At 45.5% G+C, this 19717-nt stretch carries 12 protein-coding genes and 1 CRISPR repeat array; all 12 genes read left to right on the top strand.

Annotated elements, in window-relative coordinates; all coding sequences use genetic code 11:
* The first annotated feature begins 21 nt into the window (after window positions 1-21).
* The 12 genes from THEBA_RS14405 to THEBA_RS08155 all read left to right on the top strand — a co-directional run bounded on the left by THEBA_RS14405 (window position 22) and on the right by THEBA_RS08155 (window position 19715).
* Complete coding sequence (locus tag THEBA_RS14405) at window positions 22-171, top strand: hypothetical protein (RefSeq protein ID WP_014731188.1); 150 nt, start codon at window positions 22-24, stop codon at window positions 169-171.
* Window positions 172-823: 652 nt separating this feature from the next.
* Window positions 824-997, top strand: a complete 174-nt coding sequence (locus THEBA_RS14400) for a hypothetical protein (RefSeq protein WP_014731187.1) — start codon at window positions 824-826, stop codon at window positions 995-997.
* A 16-nt stretch (window positions 998-1013) separates the two neighbouring features.
* Complete coding sequence (locus THEBA_RS08200; RefSeq protein ID WP_014731186.1) at window positions 1014-2315, top strand: hypothetical protein; 1302 nt, start codon at window positions 1014-1016, stop codon at window positions 2313-2315.
* Window positions 2296-3186: a type I-B CRISPR-associated protein Cas7/Cst2/DevR gene (cas7i, locus tag THEBA_RS08195; protein ID WP_236609128.1), complete on the top strand. Its 891-nt coding sequence runs from the start codon at window positions 2296-2298 to the stop codon at window positions 3184-3186. Before THEBA_RS08200 ends, cas7i begins: the two co-directional genes overlap by 20 nt.
* 45 nt (window positions 3187-3231) lie before the next feature.
* Window positions 3232-3927 (top strand): CRISPR-associated protein Cas5, encoded by a 696-nt coding sequence (cas5, locus tag THEBA_RS08190; RefSeq protein WP_014731184.1) that lies wholly within the window; start codon window positions 3232-3234, stop codon window positions 3925-3927.
* A 4-nt stretch (window positions 3928-3931) separates the two neighbouring features.
* Window positions 3932-5986 carry a CRISPR-associated helicase/endonuclease Cas3 gene (locus THEBA_RS08185; RefSeq protein WP_014731183.1) on the top strand — a complete coding sequence of 685 codons (2055 nt, stop codon included), beginning with the start codon at window positions 3932-3934 and terminating at the stop codon, window positions 5984-5986.
* Window positions 5986-6495: a CRISPR-associated protein Cas4 gene (gene cas4, locus THEBA_RS08180; RefSeq protein WP_014731182.1), complete on the top strand. Its 510-nt coding sequence runs from the start codon at window positions 5986-5988 to the stop codon at window positions 6493-6495. The genes THEBA_RS08185 and cas4 overlap by 1 nt, the downstream gene beginning before the upstream one ends.
* An 11-nt stretch (window positions 6496-6506) precedes the next feature.
* Window positions 6507-7490: a type I-B CRISPR-associated endonuclease Cas1b gene (gene cas1b / locus THEBA_RS08175; protein WP_014731181.1), complete on the top strand. Its 984-nt coding sequence runs from the start codon at window positions 6507-6509 to the stop codon at window positions 7488-7490.
* 688 nt (window positions 7491-8178) lie between these two features.
* Window positions 8179-12821: direct repeats of the CRISPR family, unit length 30 nt; unit sequence GTTGCGTAAGAACCATAGTGGTATGGAAAC.
* A gap of 4413 nt (window positions 12822-17234) precedes the next feature.
* The gene (locus tag THEBA_RS14395; protein WP_014731180.1) at window positions 17235-17387 is read left to right on the top strand and encodes a hypothetical protein; all 153 of its coding nucleotides are present in this window, start codon (window positions 17235-17237) and stop codon (window positions 17385-17387) included.
* Between the two features lie 220 nt (window positions 17388-17607).
* Window positions 17608-18129 carry a hypothetical protein gene (locus THEBA_RS08165; protein ID WP_014731179.1) on the top strand — a complete coding sequence of 174 codons (522 nt, stop codon included), beginning with the start codon at window positions 17608-17610 and terminating at the stop codon, window positions 18127-18129.
* Between the two features lie 94 nt (window positions 18130-18223).
* The gene (gene cas2, locus THEBA_RS08160) at window positions 18224-18487 is read left to right on the top strand and encodes a CRISPR-associated endonuclease Cas2 (protein WP_014731178.1); all 264 of its coding nucleotides are present in this window, start codon (window positions 18224-18226) and stop codon (window positions 18485-18487) included.
* A gap of 163 nt (window positions 18488-18650) precedes the next feature.
* Window positions 18651-19715, top strand: coding sequence for a putative CRISPR-associated protein (locus tag THEBA_RS08155; RefSeq protein WP_014731177.1), 1065 nt, complete (start codon window positions 18651-18653; stop codon window positions 19713-19715).
* Window positions 19716-19717 lie beyond the last annotated feature (2 nt).

Raw genomic sequence — 19717 nt, 5'->3', positions numbered from 1 at the left:
GAGATAAAGGGAGGTGAAACAGTGAAACCAAATGAACTGGGAGCACCTCGCAATCCAACAAATATCGCACAAGCAATCATGCTCGTTGTCAAAGTAGGACTGGAAGTATTCGATGCTGCATGTCATATAGCTGTACAGTACAAGAAGACCAAGGAAGAACTGAGCAAGTAATCTGCGCCACCAAGCTAACGGCACCTGGATCCCCGTTCCATACTTAAATTACCCGAAGACTTTCTCTCTCCTGATTCTATTTGTATTAGAGAATTCAGATCATATCTTTAAGAAAATCGTGCCGTTTATGGAATAGCAATCCCTACATTAACGTTCTTCTTCACAAACACCATCTAGGTAGAAGAGGTCATTCTTCACCAAGCAAATCCCAGGAAAACCAAAAGACTATCTGCTCATTACAGAAAAGTGTGATTATATATCCTAGGCTGAGTGCCATGACTGTCAATATAAGGAGGTGATTTCATAGAGCTTGTCTACAAATACTATGCAAAAGCTCCCTGGATTGTCGTCGATTACTTCAAAGAAAAACTGCTCGACTCTCTCAAAAATGGAGAGATACTTCCCGAAGGACAGATTCAAATCAGCCGACGGCAGGACGACTTTTCCGTGTTCGTTACCTTCTCCCATTTCTGCGAGGAAGACAACGGCGTAGAGGAATTACAGTCTGCTCTGGACAAGATATCCGAATTACTAAGTAAGGTCAACATCGCCTTTGAACCACCAAGACTCCATAAGATTGACGGGGAATATGTACTCGAGAACTGATACTCCAAAAAAGTGTGATTATAAAGCTTGAAGGAGGTGAGCCATCTTGGAAGACGAAAGAGATTTCTACGAGGATGATTGCCTAGATGAAGATGAGGGATTTGGTTTAGAAGGCAGCGCCTGCGCGACCTGCTGGTGCAAAGGAGTCTTCTGCGACTGCTGCGGTTGCACAATTCAGGAAGGAAGAAACGTCTGCGAAAACTGTGAGGACAATTCTTAACCGAAAGAGGTGTCACATGAGAGTTCATATAAGAAGTTTCTGGCAAATGGCCGGAGCGGTCGCGATAAAGAGATATACTGCAGACTGTACTATCACGGGAAACCTTTTCGAGACACAGACGCCCAAAAAGACAATCTTCGAAAACGCCCTCAAAGATATGCTCAACAAGAACGGCAAGCCCTGGGCGCCAAACCTCAGACCTTTTCTAAAGCAGTACACAGTTCTGGACAAAGTCTCAAAGATCCTCGAGGAAAACAAGATTGGAAGCAAAGTATGCAGTCTTTGCGGTTCTAGAGTCTCAACTCTCGAAAAACTGTCGATGCTGGGAGATCCCCTATCGGTGAAGGCCGAGAACTTTCAGAGCTTCTTCAGCTTCGGCTCGGGAAGCGGTGAAGTCTGCCTTAACTGCCAGTTCCTTGGAATGATGGCCGGTCTCGCCTTGTTCTACACATCCTATAAGGACGGGCAGGACTACGTGATCACTTACCTCTTCCCGGAGAGCGATACTCTCGAATCGACCTACAATACATTTCTCTGGATGAAAGACCTCCACGAACCCGGTTCATGGAGAAACCTGAAGGTCAAGGCGAGATTCTATCCTCAGGAACCCTATGAAACCCTTCTCCTTTCTCTTCACACCCTGTTCGAGAAGACCAGATTCATTCCCCGCTCCTCGTTCAAAGTTATGCAGGTCTCGAACACTGGAAGAAACAACTCATTTCTCAACTTCGACTCATTCGAGAGAGTGGAGGAGCTGACAACCTTTTTCGAAAACGTGGAGACCCTGGGTGGCGACTTCTCGAAATTCATGGACAGTCTGGTAATCCCCGGAAGCCCCTCTGCCGACGTTTCGAGACGTGAAGAGATATCCAGAATGATCCTCTCTTTCAAGCCACTCGAAGAAAGGCTTCAGATGATCATCTTTGATTTCGATTACCCTGTCCATTCTATATACGAGGTGATAGTTGCATCAAATACCATGAAAGGAGTGAATGGCTTGGATCAAATGACAATCGATCTCTCAAAAAAGGCCGGAGAAGTGATTGGCAACGCGGTCTTTGAAGCCCAGAGCTTCGGCGATCTATACTCTTTACGCAACAGCCGCTCTCTGGAGGATCTCTTGCTCACCCTTGCCGATCTTGAATTCAAGTACGCAAAAGAGGATTGGAAAATCAGAATTCCCGAAGAGTTCATAAGGATCCTCAATGAGGAAAGCTGGAAGAAGCCCAAAGCACTTCTTGTAATCTTCGCCGTGAACAAATACCTTTCAAGACATTATGCATCCTCACAGAATGGAGGTGAAAAGATTGCAGATTAAATGTCTCTCCTGGGGTTCGATATCCAAAGTCACTATGGGTAACCCCAACGCAGGATTCACAGAAGGCAACATTCAGACCGCAAAAAAGATCGTCGCTCCCGACGGATCCGCTTTCAACTACGTTTCCGGACAATGTCAGCGCCACGGCCTGAGAGAGAGATTTGCAGAAATCGGCGAGGCCCTCTCCACTCCCGTAGACGGAGAAGTCGAAACTACACTCGGAGATCCGCTGAACTACATCGACGACGACCTCTTCGGCTTTATGATCGCAGTAACCGGTGACAACAGAAAGAGAACGTCTCCCGTGAGAATCGCCCCGCTCGTATCTCTCTTCCCTTACAGAGGCGACAGAGATCTACTTACAAAGACAAGAAAAGCCAGCGACAAGGGCGGAAACATGGTTGAAACCGAAGTCTACTCCGCGTATCTCAGAGGCGGCGGACTTATAGAACTTGACAGGGTCGGCAAATTCGATCCTTCTGAAATCAAAGAGACCACACTCGAGATACAGAAAGAAGAGCGCTTGAGAAGACTCAACCTCTTCCTCGATTCCATGATGACTCTCTGGACAGGCGGAAAGCAGACCAACATACTATCAGACATCTCTCCGAAATTCATCGCCTTCGCCTTTCAAACAGTAAAGCTTCCCTTCCTCCTCGAATCCGTAAGCTGTGATACAAAGGGAAAGATCAATGCCGAAACGCTGATCGATAGCATTACCAATTATTCAAGCATAATCGATCGCGTAATCATTGGAACCACGAAAGTACTTGACGCATCTGCGCTGGATGCTGGAGTTCCTGAGACAGTTGAAGTTCTTCCCATGACAGACGCCTTCTCCAGAGTGAAAGAGATTCTTTCAACAATATAACACTGGCCCCTCATGCGAGGGGCCTTTTCCAATGGAGGTGAAAAGATGTTAGTGCTCCAAATCTCAATAAAAGGATACACAGCTTCCTTTCGAAGCCCCGCATCCATGAATTATCAGGAGAGCCTGCCCTTTCCTCCGCCCACCACGATCACTGGAATAATCGGCGCAGCTACCGGCAGAGAATACTTCGAAGCACAGAACTATTGCCGGGACCTTTCTTTCGGCGTACACATACAGGAGAATGAAGGAATTGCAAAAGACGCATGGGCGATAAAGAAGGTAAAAGACGGTGGAAGATCCATTGGTAAGGCTGTCGTGATAAGAGAGGTCCTCTATCAACCCAATATTAGACTTCTAATTGTGGGCCCCGAGACCAAACTAAAAGAGATTAAGAAAGCTATTTCCGATCCCTGCTTCCCCCTAAGTCTGGGAAGAGACGACGAGTTCATAACCTTTATCCAGTCTGAATTAGAGACCGCAGAGAGAGTGGAGAGATCAGTCATACACAACACTGTGGTTAAGGGAGACCTTCAAGGCAAGATCAACATCACCGCTCTAAATGAAGGGAGTATCCCTCACTTCAAGACTTACTGGCTGAATAGCGAATTTGATAGAGATAAACGGAACCCGAAAGCACGGAGGCCAAAAAACAGATCTCCTTACACATACATCTCCGAACCGGTCGAATACTCTGGAGAGGCAGTAGATGTCTCAGATACTGTCTTTCCCCTCTGGAGGTAGAATAATGTCTCTCGCAAAGCCGGGAGTAAGCCTGGTAGAGCATACCGAGAGAGTTCTTGATTACGCTCATAGCTATCTTGATCAAAACAAAATCGCCCTCAAAAACACGAATCTTGACCCAAAACAAATCTCAGAAGCAATTCTAACCGCCTGCGCCTTCCACGACATCGGGAAAGGCTGTGTAGAATTCTCCTTCGACAAGAAGGGCTTTTCCCACTCACTTGCTTCGGCTCAGATAGCTATGGCCTCTCTTAAAGAATCCCCCATCAAGAACTACATCCTCCAGTCTATACTGGGCCATCATGGTTCTCGATTCAAAGACTCTTTTTCATCCTTGGAATTTCAAAGACAACAGGCGACTCCAAACCTCGAACTTGTGAATGAATTCAAGGAGATAAAAGACTATGCGAAGGGTCACTTCAGAATTGAGCTTCCCGATCTCGACTTGCAGATACCTTCTCCTCGAGAACTTCTCAAGAGACTCTGCAACTTCTTTTTTGGCGCACCTCGCGACAGGCGACTCTATTTCTTGATCCAGGGAATTCTAAACCTTGCAGATTGGTCGGCTTCCGCAAAGAAGTCACTCTCATCAGCAAGCATAAAACTCGATTCTCGGCCCTTGCGCACATTTCAAGCAGAGGCCTCTACCGGAAAGGACACGATAATCCTCGCTCCTACTGGTCGCGGAAAATCTCTCGCCGCTCTTGTCTGGACAAAATCGACTGGAAGAGAAAAGTCCACCCTCTTTCTTCCCACAGTGACAACAGTCGAAGCTATGTACAAAAGATACACGGAAGAAGTGTCCGACAAAACCGGTCTGGTCCACGGCAACATCGCATACTATTTGTATTCTAACGAAGGATACTCCGAAGACACCCGAGATAGAATCTTCTGGATGAAAGCCTTTGACAACCCAATTAACGTTGCGACTCTCGATCAGCTTCTTCTCATGTCGCTTAACTGGGGAAGATGGGAGCCAAAGATAGTAAATATCGTCAATTCGGCGGTCATATTCGACGAGATCCACGCGAGTCAACCGTACACATTTGGCATACTGCTTGAAAGCATAAAAATGCTTAACGCCATGGGTACTCCAGTTTGCGTGATGAGCGCCACTCTCCCTTCCTACATGATCCAGAAGCTCAAGGAAGTTCTTGACTACCCTGTGATAGTGAGAGATTACGAAGGTGAATCGCTGAGAAGAATCACCATCTCTCATTTAGAAGATGTCGACCCTGTTGAAGAGACAAAGAGGCAACATAAAAAGGGGAAAAAAGCCATTCTTTGCTTCAACACGGTCAAAAAGGCAACGGAAGCTTTCAAAACCCTGTCAGATAAGATTCCAGATAAAGAAATAATTCTCTATCACGGTCGCTTCAACCTCGAAGACAGGGAAAGAATCCTCTCTCGCATTACGGGAGATTCTCCTCCGAGAATCATCGTAGCCACACAGACGATCGAAATCAGCCTTGATATAAGCTACGATGTCCTCATAACAGAAGCTGCACCGATTGACTCGCTCACCCAGCGTTTCGGGAGAGTAAACAGAGAAGGCACCACTCCGATAGGTGAGGTTATGATCTTCCCTCAGAATGAAAACTCATATTCTGTCTACAACAAGAACCTTGTCGCCAAATCTCTTGGACTCCTAAAAGCCCATCAAACGCCTAGCGGACTTGAACTAAGGGAAATGATGGAAGACTTACTCTCTGAAATAGAGAACATTGAAGAGGAGATCTCTGCCGGTAAGGCGAGCTGGCAGTTTGTGAGAGAGATGAACTTCCAGATTTATTCGATGTCAATCGATCAAAGGCTTGCAGACGACCTGATTCGCCGTATCCCCTACAAGACTATAGAAGTGATACCTGCTGAATTCAGGAACGATAATTCGGGCAAGATGCAGAAACTCGGCAAACTTGTCAAAGTACCTGTAAGAGATGTGATCGGACGCTTGGAAAAGGATGATGACGGATTCATCTACGCGCCAATCATCTACGATCCATCATTCGGCTACCTCGGTCCGAAAGAAGACGAAGGTTCCATAGTCGAGGGCTTCTGATGGAAATAACGGAAAGACAGCCGAGGATCGGGGGTAATGCAATCAACTATCTCCATTACTGCAAGACGCAGCTCTGGTTCTTTCTTCACAACATCTCAATGGAATCGACTTCAGAGAGCGTTCAACTCGGCAAGCTACTTCAAGAAGAATACAGTCAGGGCGAAGACAAAGACATCGTGATCGACGAGATCTCTCTCGACATACTCAGAAACACAAGAGAAATCGTTGAAATCAAGTACGGTAAAGAAGTGAGAGAGGGCCACATCTATCAGGTCAAGTATTATCTCTACTATCTAAAGCATAAACTTGGCCTTCACGAATTTACTGCCAGGCTAACGTATCCCAGAGCCAAGAAAATGATCATGCTCTCACTTACTGAAGAAGACGAAGAACAAATAAGAAGAGATCTCGATGAGATAAAGACAATCTTCAACCTGGATAATGCGCCCCTTCCGCTCTTCAAAGAAGGGTGCAAAGGTTGTTCGTACTTCGATCTCTGCTTTTCCTAGGAGGTTTGATCATGAAGAAGAACTTCTATCTCTTTGCCAGCGGACAGCTGAGCAGAAAGGACAACACTCTTCTGCTTGAACGTGAGGGCAGAAGAAAGTTCATTCCAATAGAAAAGATCGAATCGATTTCGACCTTTGGAGAAATCGATCTTAACACCCATCTTCTCTCCTTCCTTTCAAAAAAGGAAGTAGCGCTTCATGTCTTCTCCCATAATGGTTGGTACAGCGGGAGTTTCGTTCCGAGGAAGCAGAAAGTATCGGGGAAACTCCTAGTAGAACAGATCAAAACCTTTCTCGACCCTATTAAAAGGCTGAAACTATCTAGAGAATTCATCGACGGAGCGATGCACAACATGCTTAGAGTTCTCCAGAGATCCTCCAGCAAGATTCCCGGATACAAAGACAAGATAGAGGGGCTGAAGAACACTAGAGAAAGACTTCAAAACACAACTGGGGTAAACTCAGTAATGGCTGTCGAGGGCGCTTTCAGACAATACTACTATCCGATTCTTGCGGGGCTTACCGGTCAGGAATTCGTAACAAGAATCAGACAGCCTCCCTTGGGTATACTCAACTGCATGATCTCCTTCGGGAACTCACTACTCTACACCAGGACACTCAGTAAGATCTATCAGACCCAACTCGATCCCACAGTGAGCTTTCTCCACGAACCCTGCGAAATGAGATTCTCGCTCTGCCTCGACATAAGCGAGGTTTTCAAACCTGTAATCGTAGACAGACTGATCATGACTCTACTGAACAAAGCCATCATTACAGAAGACGACTTCGATAAGGAAATGAATTCAACCCTTCTTACCAATGAAGGAATGAAGAAGTACGTTGAGCACTTCGAGAAATTCATGGAAGAGACGGTCTTTCATCCAACACTAAAAAGGAAAGTCTCGTACAACACGCTTCTTCTAACCGAATGCTACAAACTGATCCGGTCTATTCTTTCAGAGGAAGACTACAAAGCGCTTCACATGTGGTGGTAGAAGGCAGAACACCCATTCAGAACAATTCTCTCAAATCCTTTCATCAAGTTCGAATTTTCTTGACTCCAGAAGTAAAATTCCCGCAATAATCATTCTCGGTCAATACCCATTCGGAACTACTTGCCGTCGAAATCACTATGCTTCTAAAACCCAATTCCACTGAGGCATTTCAAGATTGGTTAATTCAGCTTATTGTCGCACTAGATTACATGCGATCATTTCATGTAAACGCCATATTGCGGATTATCATCATCGGCTTTTCCGAACAGAGTTGTATTATCCTTCCCATAAGCCTTTCCCGAGTTAATAATTTCGTTACCAATTCTCGTCGGATCGATCGTATGCCATTTTCTTCTAGACTCATTTCCTAATAACACTTCTAGACCTATTTATAATCATTCCTGTACAGTTTACACAGACACGACTGCAGATAGGTCATTTGATTGAAAGCGAAATCGTGAGCAGCTTTCTTCTGTAAGCTTCTGCTGGAGAGTTTTTCGCCGGTATTTTCTGCAATTGGTCTTCCTTAGAAGATACCGGTGCCTTCTCCCTCCACATAACACTGCGTCCATCTAGAATCAAATCCAAGCGAATCGCCGAAATGTAAATTCGATGGCGCTTGCGAGATCTTCCCGATTGGTTGATTCTGCCTCCCCAAAACCTGTATAATATCTTTGTAATAAAAGCGGTTGCGTAAGAACCATAGTGGTATGGAAACAGTTGGGAAAATGGAGTTGTCCGGGTGGTAGGTGAGTTGCGTAAGAACCATAGTGGTATGGAAACAAGAATCAATGTTATAGATAAAAACCCCGTTCCTGTTGCGTAAGAACCATAGTGGTATGGAAACCTAAATCAATTCGCACCGTATCATATCTATAACTCAGTTGCGTAAGAACCATAGTGGTATGGAAACAGTTGGGAAAATGGAGTTGTCCGGGTGGTAGGTGATGTTGCGTAAGAACCATAGTGGTATGGAAACGAGGCAAGTTTCCAAACCCTCTATAACTTCCTTGCTTGGTTGCGTAAGAACCATAGTGGTATGGAAACTTCAAGCAGCGAATCCAGAAACCGTTTTCGTTGTATCCGTTGCGTAAGAACCATAGTGGTATGGAAACACTCACGTGGCTAATAAAGTAGTTCGAGGTATTAACTGGTTGCGTAAGAACCATAGTGGTATGGAAACGATTTTGTTGAGGAAAGGAAATTCCTGCCTCAACATTGTTGCGTAAGAACCATAGTGGTATGGAAACTCGTGTAGAACATAGTAAACAAGCCACCTTACAGATTCGTTGCGTAAGAACCATAGTGGTATGGAAACATCCTCAATTAGCACAAACAACCTTCGGGGATTTCCGGTTGCGTAAGAACCATAGTGGTATGGAAACAATACAGCCTCAAGATCAGTACCTTCATGATCTGCAGGTTGCGTAAGAACCATAGTGGTATGGAAACTTTGGCAGACCGTTCTTAGCAGAGACTATTCTCTCGTTGCGTAAGAACCATAGTGGTATGGAAACGTTAACGGGTGTTGCGTGATGGTCTCCTTGGCATGGTGTTGCGTAAGAACCATAGTGGTATGGAAACAGTATAGTGAGCATTACAATATCTTTCTGCAAACTTCGTTGCGTAAGAACCATAGTGGTATGGAAACAAATTTCTTCGGGGACAGGGACAATCCTGTCATCTCTCGGTTGCGTAAGAACCATAGTGGTATGGAAACATACTTTTTAGATAAAGATCCGCGGGCTTGTCTTAAGTTGCGTAAGAACCATAGTGGTATGGAAACTCATTTCTTCGTATACACGAAGCTAGCAGTATCATTAGTTGCGTAAGAACCATAGTGGTATGGAAACTCCTTACGCATACCAGGAACAATACCCCGAACATAACCTGTTGCGTAAGAACCATAGTGGTATGGAAACATATCCTGACTCATCAAACCAATACTTTCTGTTTTGTTGCGTAAGAACCATAGTGGTATGGAAACGTGATTGGATACTTTGCTAAGTATTGCGGAAAAGAAGTTGCGTAAGAACCATAGTGGTATGGAAACCTGAAAGTACGGGGGGCGGAATCGGATACCTGGTTAAGTTGCGTAAGAACCATAGTGGTATGGAAACGGAATCGGAGGGGTAGCAATGCCAACGATTGAAAGAGTGTTGCGTAAGAACCATAGTGGTATGGAAACTTAGGGAATTGGATATATTTATGAGAAGTAATGGTGCGTTGCGTAAGAACCATAGTGGTATGGAAACAAAATATGGGGGCTTCTCTGGGTGCGTGTATCTGGGGTTGCGTAAGAACCATAGTGGTATGGAAACAGGAAAATACGGAATCAGTCTTGTTAAGCATGAAAGGTTGCGTAAGAACCATAGTGGTATGGAAACATAAAGAAGTGTATGAGAAGCTATACGAGATCGCTGTTGCGTAAGAACCATAGTGGTATGGAAACCTATAACCCCCATCCTTTACCATCGCAACCCTCCTGTTGCGTAAGAACCATAGTGGTATGGAAACACTCATGTTCGGTCAAGATCGCCCCGAACATTCGCAGGGTTGCGTAAGAACCATAGTGGTATGGAAACTTCCTGGATCCCTTCCCTCGGACTGGTACAGAACAGCCGTTGCGTAAGAACCATAGTGGTATGGAAACGATAATCCTTTCCCATATATCGCATCATGTAACCAATCGCGTTGCGTAAGAACCATAGTGGTATGGAAACATTGTAACAGACAAAGTCTCCTTGAATGACCTTAGTTGCGTAAGAACCATAGTGGTATGGAAACCCTTGAGAGTGGCTGCTCTCGTGGCGGAGGTGATAGAGTTGCGTAAGAACCATAGTGGTATGGAAACTGCTGAGATGAGTAAGTTTAATGAGCTTGCGGAGAAGTGTTGCGTAAGAACCATAGTGGTATGGAAACGATGATATTCCTAGCGTCTTCTGAAGGTAGTTCCAGGGTTGCGTAAGAACCATAGTGGTATGGAAACTCTTCTGATGATCTTCAACGAGGTATAAACGCCAATTGTTGCGTAAGAACCATAGTGGTATGGAAACGTATAAAGATTCAATAGAGAGGCATTGTCGCAAGCCTGTTGCGTAAGAACCATAGTGGTATGGAAACGTGAAAGGACCAGTGTAATCCGCAGCGTACTTGTGCGTTGCGTAAGAACCATAGTGGTATGGAAACCTTATACATGTCTTCTATCATCTCTTCCGGCAGGTTCGTTGCGTAAGAACCATAGTGGTATGGAAACGTATTGGGTCTTTACTGATGAGTTTGTATCCGTGCCGTTGCGTAAGAACCATAGTGGTATGGAAACCGAAAGTGAGGACTGAGATCGATGGATGACCTTTTGTTGCGTAAGAACCATAGTGGTATGGAAACTATGCTAGTATCAGCAAGAGAACCAACTGCACCAGGAGTTGCGTAAGAACCATAGTGGTATGGAAACTACAATCGCCCCTCTATCTCATCGATAAATTCCCGGTTGCGTAAGAACCATAGTGGTATGGAAACTACATATGCTTCTTATAAGCCTTTTTGTAAAACTGAGTTGCGTAAGAACCATAGTGGTATGGAAACAACCAAAACAGTTTTTTCCATATGCTAGTATCAGCAAGAGTTGCGTAAGAACCATAGTGGTATGGAAACATGAAATAAGCCCATATAAACAACGTCGATATAGGCTTGTTGCGTAAGAACCATAGTGGTATGGAAACTTTTAATATAATTAAACACATAATAAAAGGCACAGATAGTTGCGTAAGAACCATAGTGGTATGGAAACGTATTGCATTTTTATTATAGGGTTGGTATGATTATACCGTTGCGTAAGAACCATAGTGGTATGGAAACGAGTTTCGCTCTGAATTTGAGAAATTTGCTTCCTCAGTTGCGTAAGAACCATAGTGGTATGGAAACATGCCCGGGAGTTATCCGTTGACTACGAAGCCCTCCTGGTTGCGTAAGAACCATAGTGGTATGGAAACTACTGCATCTTCAGCCTGTACGCCCTCCTAAACTGCAGGTTGCGTAAGAACCATAGTGGTATGGAAACACTGAGCGCGCATCTTGGAGCTAAAATCACCCATACATGTTGCGTAAGAACCATAGTGGTATGGAAACATCCACAGAGCGGTTTTATAACCGACTATTATGACATGTTGCGTAAGAACCATAGTGGTATGGAAACAGGCAGAAGTCATAAAACCTCCTTGCTTCTTCCATGTGTTGCGTAAGAACCATAGTGGTATGGAAACCACTTAGCCGATTGGCATAGTGAACCATTTTCAGTATGGTTGCGTAAGAACCATAGTGGTATGGAAACGCAAGTTGAGTACCCATGCCTAGCATCGCTGCCACCAGGTTGCGTAAGAACCATAGTGGTATGGAAACGTGTGGGGGCAATAGCGTTCACTGTAGTTGGCGATTGAGTTGCGTAAGAACCATAGTGGTATGGAAACCTTTATATCCGTGGCGTTTCCTTGCCTTGTTATCCTGTTGCGTAAGAACCATAGTGGTATGGAAACTGTGAATACTTTTGTGTTCGTTTCGATCCTCTTCCTGAGTTGCGTAAGAACCATAGTGGTATGGAAACGTGGACAGTACCGCGAACTGCACCGTCACGGTCGGGTTGCGTAAGAACCATAGTGGTATGGAAACATATGCTTACCGAGGCTTCATTCATGCCCGGTGCAGGTTGCGTAAGAACCATAGTGGTATGGAAACTTGGAAAACGCACTGAGTGTCAAACTCTCGATTCTGCGTTGCGTAAGAACCATAGTGGTATGGAAACATGTTACTGTGGTAGCTTCCATCGTAAGAATACCGAAGGTTGCGTAAGAACCATAGTGGTATGGAAACCACCTCCTATGCCTTTCCTTCCCAAGTTCGTGTGCGTTGCGTAAGAACCATAGTGGTATGGAAACTGTCCAGGACGTATAGGGGGTTACCTTACGGATTCCGGTTGCGTAAGAACCATAGCGGTATGGAAACAAGCGAGGAACTCAAACAGCTGTGCTTTCGTCACCTGGTTGCGTAAGAACCATAGTGGTATGGAAACGTTATACACAAACTTCTCAAGCTTTCCTTTGTCATGTTGCGTAAGAACCATAGTGGTATGGAAACGCAATACTGACGTCTTCTATAGAATACAGCTGATAGGTTGCGTAAGAACCATAGTGGTATGGAAACATATTTGCCGACAGAGTTTACCCTGCGGCCAGGGACAGTTGCGTGAGAACCATAGTGGTATGGAAACATTAGCTTATTCATATTTTTCCTCCTTTTTTATATAACGTTGCGTGAGAACCATAGTGGTATGAATTGCTGCCTTCGGCAGGACGCTGTGCCGGGAAGATCATCCCGGGAAGTGATGCGCCGAAGATCATCGGCGGACGCAATGCCCGGAGATGCATCCGGGGACGCACGGCTGGCTTCGCCAGGAGGAAAGATCCTTCAAGGGGCATCATGCTAGGCTGTGAGAACCAACTATTATGTCATCCTGAAATGCTCCTGTTCAGGATCTGATCTTAGATCCTTTCGGAGGACGGTTCTCAGGCCCGACGAAGTCGGAACTGGCCTTTGCGAAGCAAAGACTGGCCGCACGAAGTGCGACTGGCCACCGAAGGTGAATGAACCATAGTGGTATGAATTGCTGCCTTCGGCAGGACGCTGTGCCGGGAAGATCATCCCGGGAAGTGATGCGCCGAAGATCATCGGCGGACGCAATGCCCGGAAAAGCATCCGGGGACGCATGGCTGGCTTCGCCAGGAGGAAAGATCCTTCAAGGGGCATTATGTTAGGCTGTGAGAAACAACTCAGTTTGTCATCCTGAAAAGCTCCTGTTCAGGATCTGATCTTTGATCCTTTCGGTGGACGGGTCCATGATCTGGGACGGTCAACGGAGGACTGCTTTTGTATGAACCATAGTGGTATGGAAACAGATCATCACCATCCAGAACATCCTCCGGATCAATCTCAGTTGCGTGAGAACCATAGTGGTATGGAAACTTGACGATACCGCAGGAAGCGACCAATCTACACCGTTGCGTGAGAACCATAGTGGTATGGAAACTGTTAAGCATGGAAGAAAAAACGGTGCGGAACGCTTAGGTTGCGTGAGAACCATAGTGGTATGGAAACAAGTAACGAATCCATACACATAATAAGCAAAAAGAAGTTGCGTGAGAACCATAGTGGTATGGAAACTGAAAATAGGTATGCTTCGCCTGAAAGATGGGATAGTTGCGTAAGAACCATAGTGGTATGGAAACGTGTCTTGTGCTGCAATAGAAGCGACTTCCCGCTGTAGGTTGCGTAAGAACCATAGTGGTATGGAAACATTGAGCCGCAATCCTTCTATGAGAGAACTGCCCGGCGTTGCGTAAGAACCATAGTGGTATGAATTGCTGCCTTCGGCAGGACGCTGTGCCGGGAAGATCATCCCGGGAAGTGATGCGCCGAAGAGCATCGGCGGACGCAATGCCCGGAGAATCATCCGGGGACGCAAGGCTGGCTTCGCCAGGAGGGAGAACCCTTCTAGGAGCAGGACATTAGGTTGTGAAAACCAACTCACCTTGTCATCCTGACGCGCTTCTAGTCAGGATCTGGTCTTTGATCTTAACGGAGGACGGGTCCATGATCTGGGACGGTCAACGGAGGACGGCTCTTATATGAACCATAGTGGTATGGAAACATATCCCCGACAACCTCTTGAGTCATCGCCGTGCGGGTTGCGTGAGAACCATAGTGGTATGGAAACGAGATTATTCTGCTTACATTTTCGTTTGCAGCTCTGGAGTTGCGTAAGAACCATAGTGGTATGGAAACTTGGTAGATCACAATACTTTAACCATTTCTTGTAGTGAGTTGCGTAAGAACCATAGTGGTATGGAAACAGGAGATTCTCAACCTTATGAATGTTTGCTCTCCAAACGTTGCGTAAGAACCATAGTGGTATGGAAACCAGCAGAAGTAATACTAGGAATATCGAACCAGAAGATGTTGCGTAAGAACCATAGTGGTATGAATTGCTGCCTTCGGCAGGACGCTGTGCCGGGAAGATCATCCCGGGAAGTGATGCGCCGAGGATCATCGGCGGACGCAATGCCCGGAGAAGCATCCGGGGACGCATGGCTGGCTTCGCCAGGAGGGAGAACCTCTCAAGAGCCAAGACGTTAGATTGTAAGAACCAACTCAATTCGTCATCCTGAAAAGCTCCTGTTCAGGATCTGATCTTTGATCCTTTCGGTGGACGGGTCCATGCTCTTGGACGGTCAACGGAGGACGGCTCTTGTATGAACCATAGTGGTATGAATTGCTGCATTAGTAGGACGCTGTGCCGGGAAGATCATCCCGGGAAGTGATGCGCCGAGGATCATCGGCGGACGCAATGCCCGGAAAAGCATCCGGGGACGCATGGCTGGCTTCGCCAGGAGGAAAGATCCTTCAAGGGGCATTATGTTAGGCTGTGAGAACCAACTATTTTGTCATCCTGAAATGCTCCTGTTCAGGATCTGGTCTTTGATCCTTTCGGAGGACGGGTCCATGCTCTGGGACGGTCAACGGAGGACTGCTCTTGTATGAACCATAGTGGTATGGAAACTTGATCTGCTCCGGAGTCATCTTTGCCACCTGTTCCCGTTGCGTAAGAACCATAGTGGTATGGAAACTAGGTCATCTTCCGTGTGGAGATCTTCATTTCATCACCGTTGCGTAAGAACCATAGTGGTATGAATTGCTGCCTTCGGCAGGACGCTGTGCCGGGAAGATCATCCCGGGAAGTGATGCGCCGAGGATCATCGGCGGACGCAATGCCCGGAGAAGCATCCGGGGACGCATGGCTGGCTTCGCCAGGAGGGAGAACCTCTCAAGAGCCAAGACGTTAGATTGTAAGAACCAACTCAATTCGTCATCCTGAAAAGCTCCTGTTCAGGATCTGATCTTTGATCCTTTCGGTGGACGGGTCCATGCTCTTGGACGGTCAACGGAGGACGGCTCTTGTATGAACCATAGTGGTATGAATTGCTGCATTAGTAGGACGCTGTGCCGGGAAGATCATCCCGGGAAGTGATGCGCCGAAGAACATCGGCGGACGCAATGCCCCGAGAAGCATCCGGGGACGCATGGCTGGCTTCGCCAGGAGGGAGAACCCTTCTAGGAGCAGGACATTAGGTTGTGAAAACCAACTCATCTTGTCATCCTGACGTGCTTCTAGTCAGGATCTGGTCTTTGATCTTAACGGAGGACGGGTCCATGCTCTTGGACGGTCAACGGAGGACTGCTCTTGTATGAACCGTAGTGGTATGGAAACTTTAGGCTGCCTGTCTAATGATCAGGACTTACAGCTTGTTGCGTGAGAACCATGGTGGTATGAATTGCTGCCTTCGGCAGGAGGAAGAACCCTTATTGAGTATTGACGTTTGGCTGTGAGAACCTACCCAATTCGTCATCTGAAATGCCCCTGTTCAGGATTTGGGCTTTTGGGAAACTGTGGTTGGTTAGCAGGCAGCGGGTTCGTAAGAGCAAGAGAAACAGGTTTACCTCTGGCGGCTCCGTTCGTCGAGGAGCGCCGTGAAGCAATAGCATCAAGATTCCGACCAGGAGCTTTGTCGGAATGACGATATTTGACGCTTTTTCCTCGGGACTTCAGCTTGCGACTTGGAACATTTAACTCGTAACTGTTCTTTCGAAGGACGGGTCCATGATCCGGGACGGTCAACGGAAGACTTTTCTCAAAGACGTTCAGCGATCAGCGGATCCTTGACTTTAAGCCTACAGCGGTTATTTGATGCGAGATTCCGTGCAGACCCATCATGGGATGACAGTTTTTTTCTTATTCTCATTGTCTGACAATCCTCTGGTCGGAATGTTGTTTTTTAGCACGTGTAAGTTTCTCGCCTTTTCGTGAGCGCAGCGAACGTCTCTAAATGATCTTTCTCGATTGATCTTCACAAAGAACGGTTCTTAATCCTGTCAGCAACAATAGCTTTGATCTCTCAACTTTTAGCTTCTTCAGCTGGTTCTTCCGAAAGCAAAACTTTCGTTTCTCCTTTAGGAGAAAGAATGTTTTATGTTTTGTTTTGTCTTGTTTTGTTTTGTTTATATATAATGTGCGGGTGCGTGCTTAGCGCGAAAGTTGCGCATAGTCTGCGCATGACTTGCGCATAGAATCGTCGCAGTACTGCATTTGTAATTAATGCTATCCCTTTTCGGAAGGGAATTATGTGCAATCAGCATAGTGGGTTGAAAGTGCGCATGGATTGCACATAGGTTGCGCACGACTTGCGCGTTGATTTTTTCGCGTTAGAAAGTCTTCACTTGCATCGAGAAATGGCTAAAAGCCTTTATTAAAGAGCTTAATAGACACTTTAGTGTTCAAGCGTGATTCTTGATTTCTTTTTTTCAGACTCGAGATTCGAAGCAATAAACTCTTTCAATTCATGGAAAAAAGAAGTCTTCTCAGCTCATTACTCCTAAGCAAAAGCGCGTCAGCAAATGCAAAGAGCAAAGTAGAATGATCTCAGACTATCCCAGTTAATTCCTTGTGTACCCACATGACTTGCAGTCACGTCAGTTAAACAATGCCTCCCAGATTATGGAGATAGAAGCGTCGGAAGAAGGAAACTCGATTGCCAAAAAACAAATCTACACAAAAAGTGTGAGTATGAAACTTGGAATGTGGCTACCGTTAAAAGGTTCGTTTATCCTAAGAATATCGTTCAAAATGGAGGTGAAGAAATGTCCTTACCCTATAAGCTCTTCATAGGAATCATAGCGCTGGCTGGTGTTCTCGGGATTCTTGGCCTGATTTCCGGAACTTGGTCAGGTCTGATAATCGGTCTCCTGTGCGCCCTATTCGCATGGACTATGGATCAAAATAAGAAAAAATAAACCTCGTTCAGTTTCAGCCGCTATTTATAGCTTCCGATTATCTGTCCATTGCCTATCTTAGCTCCCTCAAAAACAAGCACTTTGGTTTCTTGAAGGCAAACTCAGGTTCAACTTTGTTTCGTAGAATTGCTTCGCCAACCAGGAGAAGCTTAATCCTCGTTTTCACGTCCGATTTCTGTGAAGGGTACTCACAACACAAAGAATCGAAAGGAGGTGTAACTTGGTATACAGTATCAAGAGAAGAGATGACGGCTCTTTTGTTGCCTACATGAAAGGTGTGTTGTTCTCAAAAGATGGTGATTCATGGTATTTGCCCTCACCTGAGGAGTTCAAAGAGATTGGTGATCTTGAAGTGAATGGAACATTGGTATTTGAGAAGACCGATGAAATTGAAGACGACAGTCCAAAGTTTTCCGATCTATGTGGTCTTCCTTTGCTGTCACTTGAGGAAGCTCTCTTATCTGCTGGACTTGCCTTTGAGACTACAGGTAACAATATTGCAATAAGCTGCAAAGACAATCACAAGCTTGAAGTCTTGAGTTATGAAGACTTGCTGTTGATTGTATTCTGCCCCGAATGCAAGACCGGGATACTCAATTTCATCAGTTTCCTTGATGCCACTGGTGTTGGAAATGACTTGTTCCAGCCCGATTGTAACTACGATGAAGTGTGGCTCCCTATGAACGAAGAAACCTATCAGAAGACTGTAGAGGCTCTAAGCTCTGTAATAAACGTAGAGTAGTTCCGAAAGGATCATCTACAAAGGCAGGATTTCATCCTGCCTGCATTCGGAATTCTCTTTGAAGAGCTGGCTTCCAATACAGCCGGAGGTAATCATGTGGGTAATCATCGTCTATGACATCAATGAGAAGAGAGTAGCAAAAGTACTGAAGTATCTCCGCCGTTACCTGAACTGGATCCAGAATTCCGTCTTTGAGGGAGAGTTGACTTACGCAGAGCTTAAGAAAGTGAAGTCTGGACTGAAAAGACTCATGAACACGCAAGAGGACTCAGTTATAATATTCAGCTCGAGCCTGTCAAATGATTACAAGAAGGAGATTATTGGCCTTGACAAGGCCAAAGAAACGCAAATTCTATGAGAATAGCTAGTATGGCCTTTGGATATCCACAAAGTAACTGATATAATTCGTTCATAATCAATTCAAATTCCATTCTGACTTCAGTTTTTCTAGGGGATTGCACTTTGAGGGAAGACAGGGGGAAACCATCATAAACACGATTATCTGCACAGTCGGAGCAAGCTTGAGAAAACTGTGCAATATGACTTCGAGTGGAATTACTGATCGTCTCCTTAACTTGAATGACCCGATCGGGAATCGCGAGTTTGGAGCTGAGATTAACTCTCTAGCGTCCATACTTTCTCAGTCAGTTTTGTCTTCGAGAGACTACTTATATTTTCTTACCTCGGATACCGAAGAAGGCAAGAAGATCGGTGACGCTCTCAAATTATTCTTTGATTGCTCGAAAGATATGAGCTTCAAAAATGTCTCCGTAAATGCAATATCCGATCTTGATGACTCAAGGCCAGACGATTTCCAGAACAAAGGCTTACGTAATCTAGTGAAGAGAATTGCCGAGATATACAAACATCACATGGATAATCTACTTATCAACGCTACAGGAGGATACAAGGCTCAGATCGCGCTTTCTCTAGCTTTCGGGATGGGGGTTAAGATCCCTGTTTATTATCGGTTCGAGACATTTGACGGCGTTATAAAGCTGCCTCCAATGCCTCTGTCTCTAGATGTTGAGCTTTGGCTCGAGAACAAAGGCCTTCTCGACACTCTGGAAATGAATTCCGTAATAAACGAAAAAGATCTGGAAAGAGAGTACGATTACAGGATCAACTTCAGTTCGCTTCCCGCAGAAATTAAGCTTCTCATAGACCGCGAACAGGATTCAGTAGGTCACATGCTTTCACTGAGTCCGATGGGCGAGGTTTTTGTCCAAGCCTGCAGATTGAGTCTTGGAAAGCTGGATGTTGAAGCGAGTCTTAAGGATAGCTCTGTACCGATAGAGAACAGACTAAAGAAAAGCTCCAAAGAAGCCCATTCAAACAAGATGATTTCGGACAATCAATCATTCATAGACAAGCTGGTATCCATTCCATTCATCGAAGAAGTATTGGTGAGGGGCTCAAGCCAAAAATTTGACAGAAATGAATTCGTCTGCAAGCAGTTCGGCGAAATCATTAAGGCAAGATACAGTACTAGAGGCGGAACATTGTACATGGAAATTCGAACGACAGCTAGAAATCCATATGAACTAGAAAAAGCGGTTGAAGAGATAAAGAGATTATTGAAATAGAA

It is taken from the genome of Mesotoga prima MesG1.Ag.4.2 (genome assembly GCF_000147715.2).
Classification (GTDB): domain Bacteria; phylum Thermotogota; class Thermotogae; order Petrotogales; family Kosmotogaceae; genus Mesotoga; species Mesotoga prima.
Note: the sequence above shows the minus strand (reverse complement) of the source record. Positions and strands in the feature narration are given on the sequence as shown.

What these genes read in the sequence shown, in the direction of transcription:
- cas5 (WP_014731184.1), top strand. Translation starts at nt 3,232, where the DNA reads ATGTTAGTGCTCCAAATCTCAATAAAAGGATACACAGCTTCCTTTCGA.
- THEBA_RS08200 (WP_014731186.1), top strand. Translation starts at nt 1,014, where the DNA reads ATGAGAGTTCATATAAGAAGTTTCTGGCAAATGGCCGGAGCGGTCGCG.
- cas2 (WP_014731178.1), top strand. Translation starts at nt 18,224, where the DNA reads ATGTGGGTAATCATCGTCTATGACATCAATGAGAAGAGAGTAGCAAAA.
- THEBA_RS08185 (WP_014731183.1), top strand. Translation starts at nt 3,932, where the DNA reads ATGTCTCTCGCAAAGCCGGGAGTAAGCCTGGTAGAGCATACCGAGAGA.
- cas1b (WP_014731181.1), top strand. Translation starts at nt 6,507, where the DNA reads ATGAAGAAGAACTTCTATCTCTTTGCCAGCGGACAGCTGAGCAGAAAG.
- cas4 (WP_014731182.1), top strand. Translation starts at nt 5,986, where the DNA reads ATGGAAATAACGGAAAGACAGCCGAGGATCGGGGGTAATGCAATCAAC.
- THEBA_RS14395 (WP_014731180.1), top strand. Translation starts at nt 17,235, where the DNA reads ATGTCCTTACCCTATAAGCTCTTCATAGGAATCATAGCGCTGGCTGGT.